Source organism: Actinosynnema sp. NPDC091369, assembly GCF_044757065.1.
Taxonomy (GTDB): domain Bacteria; phylum Actinomycetota; class Actinomycetes; order Mycobacteriales; family Pseudonocardiaceae; genus Actinosynnema.
On the sequence record NZ_JBIVUG010000006.1, the window covers coordinates 539,196 to 554,051 of the forward strand.

Annotated in this window: 14 protein-coding genes; 7 read left to right on the forward strand and 7 right to left on the reverse strand. The window is 69.8% G+C overall.

Annotation, left to right across the window (positions count from 1 at the left end):
- The first annotated feature begins 9 nt into the window (after positions 1–9).
- The 3 genes from ACIQMJ_RS25740 to ACIQMJ_RS25750 all read left to right on the forward strand — a co-directional run bounded on the left by ACIQMJ_RS25740 (position 10) and on the right by ACIQMJ_RS25750 (position 3,914).
- Entirely contained in the window at positions 10–1,683 is a 1,674-nt protein-coding gene (locus tag ACIQMJ_RS25740; protein ID WP_499763536.1) for a bifunctional 3'-5' exonuclease/DNA polymerase, read from the forward strand.
- Between the two features lie 114 nt (positions 1,684–1,797).
- The gene (locus tag ACIQMJ_RS25745; protein ID WP_499763537.1) at positions 1,798–3,186 is read left to right on the forward strand and encodes a carbohydrate-binding protein; all 1,389 of its coding nucleotides are present in this window, start codon (positions 1,798–1,800) and stop codon (positions 3,184–3,186) included.
- A gap of 59 nt (positions 3,187–3,245) precedes the next feature.
- Positions 3,246–3,914, forward strand: coding sequence for a helix-turn-helix domain-containing protein (locus ACIQMJ_RS25750; protein ID WP_499763538.1), 669 nt, complete (start codon positions 3,246–3,248; stop codon positions 3,912–3,914).
- Here the strand turns inward: ACIQMJ_RS25750 and ACIQMJ_RS25755 are convergent.
- Complete coding sequence (locus tag ACIQMJ_RS25755; RefSeq protein WP_499763539.1) at positions 3,896–4,759, reverse strand: hypothetical protein; 864 nt, start codon at positions 4,757–4,759, stop codon at positions 3,896–3,898. The two genes, ACIQMJ_RS25750 and ACIQMJ_RS25755, sit on opposite strands and share 19 nt — an antisense overlap.
- Before the next feature lie 149 nt (positions 4,760–4,908).
- On the opposite strand from ACIQMJ_RS25755, the gene ACIQMJ_RS25760 reads away from it, so the two are divergent.
- The 4 genes from ACIQMJ_RS25760 to ACIQMJ_RS25775 are packed head-to-tail and all read left to right on the forward strand — an operon-like array spanning position 4,909 to position 8,093.
- Positions 4,909–5,325 (forward strand): hypothetical protein, encoded by a 417-nt coding sequence (locus ACIQMJ_RS25760; protein ID WP_499763540.1) that lies wholly within the window; start codon positions 4,909–4,911, stop codon positions 5,323–5,325.
- Between the two features lie 2 nt (positions 5,326–5,327).
- Positions 5,328–5,924, forward strand: a complete 597-nt coding sequence (locus ACIQMJ_RS25765) for a DUF3558 domain-containing protein (RefSeq protein WP_499763541.1) — start codon at positions 5,328–5,330, stop codon at positions 5,922–5,924.
- Between the two features lie 4 nt (positions 5,925–5,928).
- Positions 5,929–7,257: a hypothetical protein gene (locus ACIQMJ_RS25770; RefSeq protein WP_499763542.1), complete on the forward strand. Its 1,329-nt coding sequence runs from the start codon at positions 5,929–5,931 to the stop codon at positions 7,255–7,257.
- Positions 7,258–7,274: 17 nt separating this feature from the next.
- Positions 7,275–8,093: an ESX secretion-associated protein EspG gene (locus tag ACIQMJ_RS25775; protein ID WP_499763543.1), complete on the forward strand. Its 819-nt coding sequence runs from the start codon at positions 7,275–7,277 to the stop codon at positions 8,091–8,093.
- On the opposite strand, the gene ACIQMJ_RS25780 is transcribed toward ACIQMJ_RS25775, so the two are convergent.
- The 6 genes from ACIQMJ_RS25780 to ACIQMJ_RS25805 form a co-directional block, all read right to left on the reverse strand.
- Positions 8,065–9,228: a lactate 2-monooxygenase gene (locus ACIQMJ_RS25780; RefSeq protein ID WP_499763544.1), complete on the reverse strand. Its 1,164-nt coding sequence runs from the start codon at positions 9,226–9,228 to the stop codon at positions 8,065–8,067. The two genes, ACIQMJ_RS25775 and ACIQMJ_RS25780, sit on opposite strands and share 29 nt — an antisense overlap.
- 183 nt (positions 9,229–9,411) lie before the next feature.
- Positions 9,412–10,212 carry a hypothetical protein gene (locus ACIQMJ_RS25785; protein ID WP_499763545.1) on the reverse strand — a complete coding sequence of 267 codons (801 nt, stop codon included), beginning with the start codon at positions 10,210–10,212 and terminating at the stop codon, positions 9,412–9,414.
- An 11-nt stretch (positions 10,213–10,223) separates the two neighbouring features.
- Complete coding sequence (locus ACIQMJ_RS25790) at positions 10,224–11,495, reverse strand: tyrosine-type recombinase/integrase (RefSeq protein WP_499763546.1); 1,272 nt, start codon at positions 11,493–11,495, stop codon at positions 10,224–10,226.
- 35 nt (positions 11,496–11,530) lie between these two features.
- Positions 11,531–11,719 carry a helix-turn-helix domain-containing protein gene (locus ACIQMJ_RS25795; RefSeq protein ID WP_499763547.1) on the reverse strand — a complete coding sequence of 63 codons (189 nt, stop codon included), beginning with the start codon at positions 11,717–11,719 and terminating at the stop codon, positions 11,531–11,533.
- A 17-nt stretch (positions 11,720–11,736) separates the two neighbouring features.
- A complete protein-coding gene (locus ACIQMJ_RS25800) occupies positions 11,737–13,341 on the reverse strand; it encodes a replication initiator (RefSeq protein WP_499763548.1) in 1,605 nt (534 codons plus the stop codon).
- Positions 13,338–14,804 carry an FtsK/SpoIIIE domain-containing protein gene (locus ACIQMJ_RS25805; RefSeq protein WP_499763549.1) on the reverse strand — a complete coding sequence of 489 codons (1,467 nt, stop codon included), beginning with the start codon at positions 14,802–14,804 and terminating at the stop codon, positions 13,338–13,340. The genes ACIQMJ_RS25800 and ACIQMJ_RS25805 overlap by 4 nt, the downstream gene beginning before the upstream one ends.
- Positions 14,805–14,856 lie beyond the last annotated feature (52 nt).

Genomic DNA, 14,856 nt, shown 5'->3' on the forward strand with positions numbered 1-14,856 from the left:
ATCGGAGGCGTGCTCATCGCTCTGGTGCCGGAAGGCGGGAACGCGGGTCGGCTCCGCGTCCTCTCCGACGCCGGGCTGCCCGAAGGACCCGTGGTGCGGACGGCGGACCTGGCCGCCGCGGTGTCCGAACTGGAGGATCGGCACCGACCCCGGTGGCTGTGGCCGGAGACCGCGGAGGTCTACCCCGACCTGCTGGCGCGCGGGGTGCGGGTCGAGCGGTGCCAGGACCTGGCGCACGTCGAGTACCTGCTGCTCGCCTACCAGGGGCGGCACGGCGAGCCGCGCGGTCTGGGCGCGGCCGTCGCCCGGCTGCGCGGGCTGCCCGTGCCGGAGGACCAGGGGCCGCGCAAGCGCGACACCCAGCCGACGCTGTTCGAGCCCGAGCAGCAGCGGCTGCCCGGCGACGCCGACCCGCTCGACGCGGTGGTCGAGGTGCACGCCGAGCAGCAGCGGCTGGCCGCCACCCTCCCCCACGCCGACCGGCTGCGGCTGCTGTTCGCGGCCGAGTCCGCCAGCGCGCTGGCCGCCGCCGAGATGACCCACTTCGGCCTGCCCTGGCGGGCGGACGTGCACGAGAAGCTGCTGGTGGACACGCTGGGCCCGCGGCCGGCCACCGGCGTCCGCCCGGCCAGGCTGGCAGAGCTGGCCGACCGGATCACGGCGGCGTTCGGCGGCAAGCAGGTCAACCCCGACCACCCGCCGGGCATCGTGCGCGCGTTCGCCCGGGAGGGCATCGACGTGCCGTCGGCCCGCGCCTGGGTGCTCAAGGGGATCGACCACCCGGCCGTGGAACCGCTGCTGGAGTACAAGGAACTGGCCCGGCTGTGGGTGGCCCACGGCTGGTCCTGGCTGGACGCGTGGGTCGAGGACGGCCGGTTCCGGCCGGACTACGTGGTGGGCGGCGTGGTGTCCGGGCGGTGGGCCACGCGGGGTGGTGCGGCGTTGCAGATCCCGCGCACCCTGCGCACGGCGGTGCGGGCCGACCCGGGGTGGAAGCTGGTGGCGGCGGACGCGGCGCAACTGGAGCCGCGGGTGCTGGCGGCATTGGCGAACGACCACCGGTTCACCGAGGTGTCGTCGGACGACGACCTCTACACGACGTTGGCCGAGGAGGCGTTCGACGGCGACCGGGGCAAGGCGAAGCTCGCCATGCTGTCGGCGATGTACGGCGGCACGGGCGGCAACGCCGGTCCCGCGATGGCCGTGCTGCGCCGCCGCTTCCCCGAAGCCGTCGGGTACGTGGAGGCCGCCGCGCTGGCGGGCGAGCAGGGGCGGGTGGTGCGCTCGCGGCTGGGCCGCACGAGCCCGCCACCCTCGGAGGCGTGGCGCGAGGTGACCGGCAGCACCGACGACGGCGAGGACGCGGTGCGCAAGTCGCGGCGGGCGGCGCGGGACTGGGGCCGGTTCACCCGCAACTTCGTGGTGCAGGCCAGCGCGGCCGACTGGACGGCGGCGCTGCTGGGCGTGCTGCGGCGGCGGCTGCACCAGTCGGCGCGCGGCGCCCACCTGGTGTTCTTCCAGCACGACGAGGTGCTGGTGCACTGCCCGGCGGAGCTGGCCGAGGTGGTGTGCGCGGAGGTGACCGCGGCGGGCGAGGAGGCGTCCCGCCTGGTGTTCGGCGCGACACCGGTCCGGTTCCCGCTCAAAGCAGTGCCGGTGGACTCCTACGCGGACGCGAAATAGCCGCTTTGCGCCGTTCGGTCGCTTGAACGATCACCGTGAGAGCGCTCTCATGAGTGCAAGGCAATGTGTTGTCGTGCCGAACGCTAGAGGACAGTGACAAGGAGGTCACCGCTCATGGAGTTCAGCCCGAGCAGACGACGACGCGTCCTCGCGACCGCTGCCGCCCTGATCACCGCCGTGCCGCTGGCGGTCGTCGCCACGATGTCGGCCGACGCCTCGGTGCCGTCCACCCCACCGGGCTGGACCCTGCAGTGGAGCGACGACTTCAACGGCGCGGCGAACACCCTGCCGTCGTCCTCGAACTGGATCTTCGACCTCGGCCACGGCTACCCCGGCGGCCCCGGCAACTGGGGCACCGGCGAGATCCAGAACTACACCAACAGCACGAACAACATCAAGCTGGACGGCGCGGGCAACCTGCGCATCACCGCGCTGCGCGACGGCTCGGGCAACTGGACGTCCGCCCGCATCGAGACCCAGCGGGCGAACTTCAAGCCGCCCGCGGGCGGCAAGCTCGCCATCGAGGGCCGCATCCAGATGCCCAACGTCACCGGCCAGGCCGCGCTCGGCTACTGGCCCGCGTTCTGGGCCCTCGGCTCGCCCTACCGCGGCAACTACTGGAACTGGCCCGCCATCGGCGAGTTCGACATCATGGAGAACGTCAACGGCATCAACTCCGTGTGGGGCGTGCTGCACTGCGGCGTCAACCCCGGCGGGCCGTGCAACGAGACCAACGGCCTCGGCGCGAGCCGCGCGTGCCCCGGCTCCTCGTGCCAGTCGGCGTTCCACACCTACCGGTTCGAGTGGGACGACGGCGCCAAGGCGCTGCGCTGGTACGTGGACGGCCAGCAGTTCCACAGCGTCACGCAGGCCCAGCTCGACGCCACCACGTGGAACAACATGACCGGCCACGCGGGCTACTTCCTGCTGCTGAACCTGGCCATGGGCGGCGCGTTCCCCAACGGCGTCGCGGGCTTCGGCACGCCCACCTCGGCCACCCAGTCCGGGCACTCGCTGGTGGTCGACTACGTCGCGGTGTGGTCGACGGGCGGCGGCACGCAACCCACCACCACGACCACCACCCAGCCCGGCGGCAGCGGCTGGGACGCGTTCGCCGACATCCAGGCCGAGCAGGCCACGTCGCGGTCCGGCGGTGTCCTCGAAGCGGGTGACGGCGGCCAGACCGTGGCGCAGCTGCGCAACGGCAACTCGCTCCGGTTCTCCGGCGTCCGGTTCGGCTCGCGCACGGCCACCCAGTTCGTGGCGCGAGCCGCGTCCGGGGCGACCGGCGGGGTCAGCGGCCTGGTCGAGGTGCGGCTGGACAGCCCGACCGCGGCGCCGATCGGCAGCTTCGCCATCGGCGACACCGGCGGGTGGCAGAGCTGGCGCACGGTGCCCGCGAACATCTCCGGGGTCACCGGCACGCACGACGTCTACGTCACGTTCACCAGCGGCCAGCCCGCGCCGTACGTGAGCCTGAACTGGATCCGCTTCGGCACGTGAGTGCTCGTGGCGGGCCGCGCGTGCCTCCTCCTGCGCGGCCCGCCACTACCATCTGCGACGTGTACGCGGAACGCCCGTTCCCCGGTCTGGCCTGCGTGTGGCGCCGGACCACGTCGTCGGCCGCCGTGGGGCGGGTCGTGCCGGACGGGTGCACGGACATCATCTACTCGGCCGCGTCCGGTCGGGTGTTCGTGGCCGGGCCGGACACGGTCGGGCACGTGACGTCCATGCGGCCCGGGACGTTGTTCGGGGTGCGGTTCGGGCCCGGCGTGGGGCCTTCGGCGTTCGGCGTGCCCGCGGTGGAGCTGCGTGACCAGCGGGTACCGCTGTCGGAGCTGTGGGGGCCGTCGGCCCGCCTGGAGGACGACCTCGCCGCCGCGTCGGACCCGTGCGCGGTGTTGGCGGCAGCCGCGCTGGCCCGGCTGCGGGAGACACCGCCCCCGCCCCTGGTCGGGGCCATCGCGTCGTCGTCGGGCACCGTCGGCGACCTGGCGTGGTCTCTCGGCCTCAGCGCCCGGCAACTGCACCGGCGCAGCCTGGCCGCGTTCGGCTACGGCCCCAAGGTGCTGCACCGCGTGCTGCGGTTCGACCGCGCGGTCAAGCTGGCGTGGGACGGGGTGCCGTTCGCCGACGTCGCCCAGCGCACCGGGTACGCGGACCAGGCGCACCTGTCGCGGGAGGTGCGCGAGCTGGCGGGCGTGCCGCTGGGTCAGCTGATCCGGTCGTAGGCGCGCAGGGTCAGCAACGCCTCGATGGTCACGACGGGCCGCCACTCGTAGGTCGTCACCGGGGTCCAGGAGGCCCACGGGAACGTCCACCCGCCGTCGTCCTGCTGCGCCGCCGCCACCGCGTCCAGGTCCGCGCGGATCTCGTCGTCGGTGAACCACTTCCGGGCCAGGCTGTCCGGCGTCGGCGCGTAGTGGTGCGGCTTGTGCGTCTCGCCCTCCGCGTACCCCTCGTGCGCCTCCCCGTCACCCAGGTCGACCAGCCCCTGCTCGCGCACCACCGCGCCCAACCGTGCGGCTTCCCGTTCCGCCCTCGGCCGGTCGGGCACGTGGTCGAGGAAGCGCGCGCAGGCGTTGACCTCGTAGGGGTGCGACTTGGTCAGGTCGGTGATGCGCTGCCAGCAGAACTCCGTGGCGCGGTCCAGCCAGGCGTGCTCGACCTCCATCTTGTGCAGGACGGACGCCAGCAGACCCGTGACCAGCAGGTCGCTGTCCCCCGACGGCTGCCACCACGGCGCCCGCAGGTCGGGCCGCCCGGTGTTCAGGCAGTTGGGCACCCCGCCGTCCGCGTTCGTGATCGTCATGAGGAAGTCGCACGCCGACTCCGCGTACTCGGCACTGCCCACCTCTTCGAGCAACGACAAGGCGGTGTAGGTGTGCAACGGCTGGCTCTCGGGCCCCCGCCCGTCGGGCTCCAACGCGTGCCCGAACCCACCGTCGTCATTCCGATACGCCACCACCGCCGCCACCACCGCGTCGGCCGGCCCACCGTCGAACAGGTACGAGAACCGCCGCTGCTCCAGGACGCGGGCGTTGAGCCACATGAAGGACCGTGCCGCTTCGATCATGCCCCGACGGTAGGCCCGTCCGCGCTGGTGCGTCTTGAACGAATCGGACGTCCATCCCCCGGCAGGAGTAACCGTCGCGATACCCCCGACGGGGCCAGTCCCCTGTGCCATCATCACGTCGGGCAGTTCAGCGTGAGGGGAGCACGACGATGTTGGACGCCGGAGGCGGCGGGGGCGCCATGCAGATCGGCTTCGTCGCCGACACCGTGTCGGCCGGGCCGGCGGGCTCGGGGCTGGTGGCGAGCCAGACGCGGTTCAGCGTCGACCCGCAGCAGGCCCAGAAGCTGATCGACGGCTTGACCGAGGCGCGCGACAAGCTTCAGGGGTTGGTGCTGCAGGCCGAGCGGCTCGCGGGCGTCCAGTCGCCCGGCAAGGACCCGTACAGCGGTTTCGCCACGTTGGCCATCCGCCGGTCCGCCGGCGGCGAGCCGGGCGGGTACGTGTGGGCGAACAAAGAGGCTTACAAGGCACTGACGAACACGATCCTGAACATCCAAGCGGCCCTGGATACCTACAAGGGCCAAGACGAGGCAACCGCCGACGCCTTCAAGGGCGAGGGGAAGTAGTCGTGAGGCGAGCAGTTCTGGCAGTTCTGTCCCTGGTCGCGGTGGTCGCGGGTTGCACGTCGACCGACGGCTCCGCGGGTCCGGCCACGACGACCACCGGGGGCTCGACCACCACCCAGTCCTCCGCCTCGAACGGCAGCGGCATGCCCCCGATCAGCGGGCCGGAGCTCGACCTGCCGAAGTCCGGCGCGTGCGAGCTCCTCAAGGCCGACCAGCTGGCCTCCCACGACGTGACCAAGCCCGGCGAGGTCACCACCGATGCCGCCGGCGAGACGTGCCAGTGGCGTCCGCAGGACCGGGTCCTCGGCACCAGCTTCAGCGCAACGATCCTGGAGAACACCGACGGCATCGCGGGCTACTACGAGAACCGCGACGACTACGCCGAGTTCGAGCAGATCGAGGTCGCGGGCTACCCGGGGTTCAACGCCAGCAAGACCGACCTCAGGAGCGGGTCCTGCACCACCGGTGTCGGAGTGGCGGACGGCAAGGGCTTTCTCGTCCAGAGCATCGTGAACGACGAGAAGCGGCCCGAGTACAAGAACCCGTGCTCGGTCTCCGGCGCCATAGCGGAGACGATCGTCAAGAACCTGAAGGGGTAGGGACATGGCCGGCGACGTGGACATGGACCTGGGGGGCTTCGTGCTCCTTCAGATGGGCATGGGGGCGGAGAAGATCTACGGCTGGTTCCACGAGGGCAAGGGGCCCGAGCAGACCACCGACTCCGGCCTCGAGACGTGGGGCACCATCTCCAGCGGCCAGACCGAGGTCAGCGACCTGATCAACGAGGCGGTCCGGGCGTCCGGCGCGGCGTGGGAAGGCGCGGCCGGTGACCAGGCGCGGTCGTCCACGACGCCGCTGGCCAGTTGGTCGGACGCGGCGAGCAGCAGTGCCCTGACCGCGAGCGACAACACCGCGGAGATCAGCCGGGCGTTCCGGCAGGCCAAGGACAGCCTGCAGAAGCCCGTCGACGTGCCCGACAAGCCCTGGTACAACGACGCGATCCCGTGGGACACGGACTACGACGACGCGGTCGAGGAGAGCCAGCAGGTCAACTCGCACAACGTCGCCGTGCTCAGCAGCTATGGCGACGTGGCGAACTCGGCGGGCTCCGGCATGCCGACGTTCCAGTCCCCCGACGAGATCGGGGCGAACGTCGAGAAGGAGAAGCTCGTCATCCCGCCGCCGAAGCCCGGCGAGGAAGAGAACAACAACAACACGACCAGCAACAACACCTCCAGCAGTAGCAGCACCGGTACCGGCGACCGCAGTGGCACGGGCACGACCAAGCCGTCGTGGACCGATCCGTCGATCCCGCCGCCCGGCACGACCGACACGACCAAGCCGTCGTGGGTGCAGCCCGACCCCAACCGGCCCCAGCCCGACATCGGCTACCGGACCGAGCCGCCGAAGGACCGCCTGCCGTACGACCCGCGGTTGCCCAATGACCCGCGGTTGCCGTACGACCCGCGCAACCCGAACGACCCGCGCAACCCCAACCACCCGAACAATCCCAACAACCCGCGCAACCGGGTGCCGGGGACACCTCCCGGCATGCCCGGTGGAGGCAGCGGTCGCGGTGGTGGCGGCGGTGGCGGTGGCGGTGGTGGGTTCGGCGGTGGGCGGATGCCCGGCATGGGGGGACCCGGTGGCATGGGGCCCGGTGGCTTCGGGCCCGGTGGCGCGTCCGGCGCGCTGGGTCACGGCGAGGGCCGCAGCGGGTTCGGGCCCGGCGGTGCGGGCGGGTTCGGGCCCGGTGGCGCGGCCGGTGGTCGCGGTGGCCCGGGTGCGGCCGGCATGGGCGGCATGGGTGCCGGTGGCGCGCGCGGCGAGGGTGACGAGGACAAGGAGCACAAGTCCGCGTCCTACCTCCAGGAGACCGAGGACATCTTCGGCGACGGCACGATGGTGGCCCCACCGGTCATCGGTGAATAGCGGGAACAGGGGGGAACGTGCTGCGCACCAGGGTCGCCATCCCGGTCGTCGCGCTCTACAACGCCTGGCAGGCCGAAGATCTGCCGACGCTGCACAACGCGCTGCTGGCGCAGGTCGACTTCGACGACGACCGGCTCGCCGAGGGTGACGTCACGGTCCTGGCCGACCTCGCCCGCCGCGGGTGGGCCGAGCTGGAACGGCTCGGCCTCGCCCGCGGCAGGCAGGTGCACGCCGACCTGGGTCGGTCGTTGCGCCTGATTGCGAACGCGAGCGCCGAGTACTACGCGTTCTTCAACCAGGGCGACGACGAGACGCGCACCGCCCTGGTGGTGCAGTCGGGGGACGACGCGCTGCGCGTGGTGCTGCGGGCGGACAAGCACTTCGTGCTGGAACCCGTGCGGGTCGAGGACGTGGTGGCGTCACTGGTGTCCGCGCTGCCGGAGGCGAAGCCGGGGCGCGGCGGCGTGCTCTCGCTGCCCGCGGACGCGATGAACGACAAGCCGCGCCAACCCCGGCCGGACGAGGACGGCGGGTCGTTCCTCCAGGCCAGCAGGCCGACCGGCGGGCACGCCGCCGAGGTGCAGCAGGTGCGCAAGCTGCTGGCCGAGCAGCGCACCGGCGGCGGCCAGCTGTACGCGGCGCGACGGGACCGGTTCGGCCGCAAGCAGCGGTGCGCCGCGCCGTTGACGTACTTCGACACGATCACCGGCCGCTACCTGTCGGCGAAGACGACCGGCGGCGACGGCACCCCGTGGATCACCGTGCAGCCGGCCGACTTCACCGCCTTGCAGAACCGGTTGCGGCAGCTCAGCGCCGACGCAGCACCTCGCGGCTGAGCTCGGCCGGGCTGCGGTGCCCGGACAGGCCCAGGGTCAGGTCGAAGTCGGCGAGCAGGCTGCGCAGCACGTGCCGGACGCCGACCTGACCGCCGTGCGCCAGGCCGTAGGCGAACGGGCGGCCGACGAGCACCGCCTTCGCGCCCAGCGCGAGCGCCTTGACGATGTCCGCGCCGCTGCGGATGCCGGAGTCGAACAGCACCTCGATCTGCTCGCCGACGGCGTCGGCGATCTCCGGCAGCACGTCCAGCGACGCGACCGCGCCGTCCACCTGCCGTCCGCCGTGGTTGGACACGACGATGCCCTGCACACCCGCGTCGACGGCCTTGCGCGCGTCGTCGGGGTGCTGGATGCCCTTGAGCACGATGGGGCCGTCCCAGTGCTCGCGCAGGAACGCCAGCTGGTCCCACGACTTGTCGGTGCCGGTGAACAGCTGCACCCACCGCAGGATCGCCATCGGCATGTCGTCCTCGGGCGACGCGGCGAGCCCGGCCCGGAACGCCGGGTCGGAGAACGGGATCGCCGTGCCGACGCCGCGCAGGAACGGCAAGTAGGACTGGTCGAGGTCGTGCGGTCGCCACGCGAGCGTCCACGTGTCGAGCGTGACGACGAGCACCCGGTACCCGGCGGCCCGCGCCCGGCCGAGGATGCTCACCGCCACGTCCGGGTCGTTGGGCCAGTAGAGCTGGAACCAGCGCGCCGCGTCACCGGCGGCCTCGGCGACCTCCTCGATCGTGTGCGACGACGCCGTGGACAGCACGAACGGCACCCCGAGCTCCGCCGCCGCCCGCGCGGTCGCCAGCTCGCCGTCCGGGTGCAGGATCGACTGCACTCCGACCGGCGCGAGCAGCACCGGCGCGGGCATGTCGGTGCCCAGCACGGACGTCCTCAGGTGCCGCTCGGTGGCGTTGGTGAGCATCCGCGGCACGATCCGCCACTCGTCGAACGCCTCTTGGTTCGCCCGCGCCGTCGCACCCCCACCGGCAGCCCCCGCCACGTACCAGAACGGCCCGGGCCCGAGCCGTTCCCGGGCGGACGCCTCCAGCGCTTCGGGGTCGGTGGTGAACGGCGGGACGTTGCCCGCGAGACCTTGCAGGTAGATCTCGTTCTGGTAGGCAGCGAACTGACCAGTCACTTTGTGCCCCATCCCCCGCTCAGGCCGTCTACAGGCCGTCTGCGGAACCGTCCGCGTCGTCGGTCTGCGGATCATGCTCTGCCTCGTCCGCGCCGCTTGCAAGCACACTATTGACACGTCCCGTCATCGCTAGAGCAGGACGCGCGCACGGAAAGCCACGTGCGAACACCATTCGTTCCGCTCTCACACGTTAGGACAGCCTGGCACACTTACTGGAACATGCCAGCCATCAGCGACTATAGATGGAATAGGACGAAGGAGGGTGCGACGCAACCCAAAATCCTCGTCCTTAGTACATACAGTACGCCTGACTACATTTTCCTGTTGCAACATCAGCGGCTCTCGAGAATCCTCCAACAGAAGACTCAGGTGATGATCCCCAGACTCGAGCACCCATCCGACATAAGCCCGGTCCGATGTAACAACTTTTTCGAGTGGAATCCATCGCGAGTCTCCGAAAAATGAAAGTATCACAAGCGTTACCATCAGACTCGCCACACCGAAGAACTTCACGGACGACCGAATCTTCCCCAACGGAAGACGGCGGAGGAATTCAGCTCCGGAACCTCTCCCCACTCCCTCGCCATCGCGGACTTTTGCTCTCAACGACAACAACTTACCCAGCATTAGCATATATATCCATTGCAGCAACGCCCCCACGGCAACCACCACCGGAAAGACCAGCGACGCAATCAGTATAACCATAAAGCTAATTCCGAAGTGCACCCACCACCTGACCGTCATCCAGTTCACAAAAGGGTCACTCAGGAATGCAACCAGGGCCCACGGTAGAAATATAGCTACGACAACAAATGCACCAAAGGCGACTGTGACAGCGTCCGAACCACGGATAATCGACGGCAGGACCGTCACATCGTAGCGAGCCAGGGTCAACACGTTAAAGGCTGCAACAAAAAAGGGAACAACGGTTACCATAACACCAACAAATTCGAGGTATCGCGTCTCACGACTGGACTGCATCACGCGTTCACTCCTCAGCAATTTCGATCATCGTCAATGTTCTCCAAATCATGCTCGCTCCCCTCCATCGATCCTGCAAGTACACGGTCAACCGCTTGCCTAGTTCGATCACCGCTGGAGGGCAGCAGGTGCGTATAGACGCGCATCGTGAAGGCCGGGTCGGAGTGGCCCAACCACTCAGCGAGCGCCCTGATCGACTCACCAGCGTCCAGGAGCACCGAGGCGTAGAAGTGCCGCAGCGCGTGCATCCCGTCCTGCTGCGGCACCCGCGTAACCTTCGCCCGATCAAGCGCGGGCGTCCAGACGTACTGGTTGAACCCGTCCCGCCGGATCGGGCTGCCGTCCTTGTTGACCAAGATCAGCGAGACCGTCTCCGGCTCACCGTCCGATTCCTTCCACGGCAAGGTCACCTCGACCGGCGGGAACTCCTCGACGTACGCGTCCAGGTCCCGCAGAACGCTGTCCGGCAGCGGCACGTCCCGCTCCTTGCCGCCCTTGGGAGGCGCGAACACCTGCACGTTGTCCACGACCCGCACTTGCCGAACAACGTGCAGCACCTTCTCGTCGCGGTCGACATCGTCCATCGAGAGCCCGAAGACCTCCCCCTGTCGCAGACCGCAACCAGCCGCGAGGGGGACGACGATCTTGTACTTGGCCGTCAACGCGAGCCGGACAGCCGCCAGCTTGCCCGCCGACCAGGGAACGATCTTGCGCTTGTCAGGCTGCGGACGAGTCACGCTCTTGGCCTTGCACGGGTTCTCGCTGATCTTCTTGTCATCAATCGCCGCGTTGAAGATGGCTGAAACGTGGACGAACGTGACCGCACGGGTTCCACCGGCAAGCTTCTTCTGCTGCAGAGTGCGCAGCCAACTGCGAATGTGCGTCGGAAGAATCGAACCGATCTCCTTGTCACCGATGTACGGATAGACCAGTTTCCTCAACCTCCGCTCTACAGCGTTCCGCGTACTGCCGTCGAACGCTTGGTCTTGCAGCCACGCGTCCGCGTAGACGCGGAATGACACCTTGCCCGCCTCCGGATCGAGGTACGTGCCGGTGCGCTTCTCATTCTCGACCTTGAGCAGGAACGCTTCAGCCGCACCGCGCTGCTTGTCCGGGAAGCTCTTGCTCCGCTCTTGGCCTGACGGATCGACGTAGCGGACCTTGTACCGCATCCCGACACCGTGGAGTTCGGTCTTCTCTCGCACCGGCTTGCCCTTGCCATCCAGCACAGGCTTGCCGGACTCGTCCCACTTCGGCCGCCACCAGCGGTCTTGGATGTGCCCCATGACAGTCTTCTCCTGTCGATCGAATTGTCGAAAGATCAGGCGGCGTTCTCGTCCGCTTGGTCAGCCCACGCCCGCACCCTGGCCGGGACGTACCGGAGGTACTTCCCCACCTTCTTCACGGGCGGCCCGATGCGCTGCCACTTCCACTGGTAAAGGGTTTTGACCGGAACGCCGAGGAACGCCGATACCTCGTCCACACCCCAGAGCGGTTCGATCTCAGTCATGACTTCCCCCACGGTTGTCAAGCTGCTAGCGAAGTTGCCGAAAGATCCGGAGGTTCACCGGCCGCGAGCATTGCCCGGTCGTACTCCGCCTTCCACCGCGTTCGTTTTGCGATGGCGTGCATGAGCAGGTGCGCCCGTGGTGGCACGTTGGGATCACCGGGCCGAACCTTGTGCCAGACGAGTTGGGACGTGTCGGGTTCCGGCTTCTCGATCCCGACCGCCTTCAGCGACTCGATGACGAACCGCTTCCGGTCGGCCCGGTGGTCGGCCAGCGTCTTGCCCGACCACTTGCGCGACACCAGCACCCGCCGACCGGGCAGGCCGAGCGTGGTCCGCCGGTGCGCGCGTCCCTTGCAGTGCCCCGGTGTCGTGCGCGAACCGGCCCCACGTGGTTGGACGCCGTAGAGGAGCCAGACCGGGCAGCGGTCGGAGCACGGCGTCACGGCTAACTCGTCCGCCAGGCGGTCAGCGTGCCTGCGCTGCCGGTCGGTGGACTGCTCGACCACCTCACCGATGGACTTGGTGAGGTACTTGGTCAGGTAACCGATGTGGCGCCCGGCCTCCTCCGAGCCGCCGAGGATGCCCTTGGAGTGCACCTGGCGGCCGAAGGTCACCACGTGCGCCGGCTCCTCCACGGCCTCGACCGCGTCCGCCCAAGCCGTCAGCGGCTCACGCGTGTCCGGGTCGACAAACGCTTCCGCCCGCGCGTCCCACACCGGCAGGTGATCGCCGCTGTACACGCGCTCCTCATGGTTGGGCCACCACACCTGGTGGTAGGTGGCCGCCGTGACGAGTCGGATGGTCTCGTGCGGGATCGAACCGCGGACTGCCGCGTGCAGGTGGGGCGCCGCTCGCCTCTGCGGTTCGACGGTGGCGAAGTACTGCGCGTCCCAGCCGATGACCCGCCGCAGGTTCTGCCACCACCGGTCGACCAGCGAGGCGAAGTGCACCGCGTCGCGAGCCGCCCGCCGGTAGTCGTAGGTGTCCGGGTCGACCGGTGTGCCGTCGTCACGCACGCGGCCGTAGGTGTCGAGGGTGAGCGTGACGAACATCGAGGGCCGGAACCCACCCGCGTACTCCCGGCCCACGGTGCGCTTCTCGACCCGCCGCCGAGGCAGGTTCGGTGCGTCCTGCCGCCGCTTGGTCGACCGCTTCACCGGCCGCTTCGGTGGTACGTCGGGTGAGGGGAAGCGTCCCCGGACGCCGAGTTGCCGAAGTTCCGCGTCGACGCTGTGGATCTCCTCCCGCAGTTCGTCAGCGTCGCCCGCCTGCCCGGCCTCGACCGCCTCTCGGTACGCCTTGACCAGGTCCGCCCGGAACGTCAGCAACGCCTGCTGGTCCTCAGTCGGCGCGGTCGGGGTGAAGTCGGGTTCCTCGGCCATGTGCCAGCCCTCACGGCACTGGACCATCCGCAACGCCTTGGCCTTCTTGGCGCATGGCGCACACACGCTCTCGACCGTCGACCCGCAGGGCACTGCCACGTAGCGGACTTCGAAGGTGGCCCGGTCCTCCACTTCCATCGTGAAGGGCCGGACGCAGACGCCGTACTTCTCGGCGGCAGCCTTGGCCACGTCCAGGGCGATGGGCTGACGCATCCGCTCCGCACGAGTCTCGCCGCTCATGCCGCCGCCCTCCCTTCGGTGCCGTCCGGTCGGGCGGGGAAGTCGTGCACGGTCGCATTCGCCAGGTAGACGCCCAGCTCGACAAGGTCGGCGTCGGTGACGTGAAAGGCCCGAGCCCGTTCCGGTTCCCGCTGCCCGTCGTGCTTGACCCAGGCGACGCCGGGCGTGTTCTCGCTGATCTCATGGGCCGCCGCGCCGCGCTGCCGGACGCCATCACCGAGGACCATGTCCACCTGTTGCGGCTCATCCAGGCGCAGCGCCACACGGGTGCTGAACAAGTGCCGGAACCCGACGACCTCCTTACGCGGGTCCTGCACGAGGCCCACGACGGCGTAGCCGGGTGCGCGGCCCTGTGAAGTGATCGTCTGGATAGCCCGCACGGCTCGTTCGCGGAGCTGCTTGTCCGGCTGGTAGGCGATCAGGTCCGCCAGCTCGTCCACCACCAGGACCGTGAACGGCTCCCCCGTCGACCGCGCCCACAGCCGCCGGACACCCCGGTATCGGGTCGCCCGGTCTTTGACCTCTGCGGCGATTTCCTCAAGCAGGGCAACGGCTTCCGGCCCGTTGTCGTACACGACCCGATCGAAGGCGTCGGGACATTGCCCGAGTTCCATCCCGCCCTTCGGGTCGATCCCAACGAGCCGCACCAACCCCGTCCGGATGGCCGGAGCGAGCTGCCAGACCAGCGACCAGAGCACCGAGCCCTTGCCCGCACCCGGCACGCCGACCACGAGCACCTGAGACCCGAGCAACCGCAGTCGCCACGGCTTGCCCGTCTCCGTCCTGCCCACCACCACCCGCTTGAGATCCACCTCGGCATCCGTCAGCGCGGGCACGGTCAGGGGGCGCAGCAGCGGGTCACGGTGGACGAAGTCCAGCTCGATCACCCGAGGCCGCAGCACCCGGACCCGGCACGAGCGAGCGCCGAACGAGTGCGCCAGGCCATCCCGCCGAAGCTCCCACGCTTCAGGAGACTGGGCCGGAACCATGCGCACCCGGACCCGATCCCGCCAGCCCTCCGACCGGACCCGCCGCAGCTTCGGCCGGTACTCACGCCCCCGGTCCCGCTTGGCCAGGTCGGCAAGGCGCATCACCGACCGCCACCGGGGCACGTACACGGTGGCGCGTCGCCACTCGGTCAGCAGCCGGTACCAGCCGTGCCTCAGGAACGACCCGCGATCCAATCCGGCCCAGATGGTCAGGGCAGCGACCAGCGACAACAACGCCAGCACCAGCGGCGAGAGCCCGAACCGCCACCAGCACCAGGCCGCCGACACCGGCACCAATGTGACCACCGGATACCGGATCACGACGAGCACCAGGCGCACGACGCTGACCACGAGGAGCCAGACGAGCGCCACGAGCGCGGCCAGCCACTTGGCCTTGCCCGGCACCAGCGCCCACCACGGCACCCGAGGCCGGACACCCTCGAACGGAGCCGGGTCCACCCACTTGCCGCCCATCACGCACGCCCCACGGGGGCGAAGATCAGCGGCAGCCACCCCAGGCACGAGC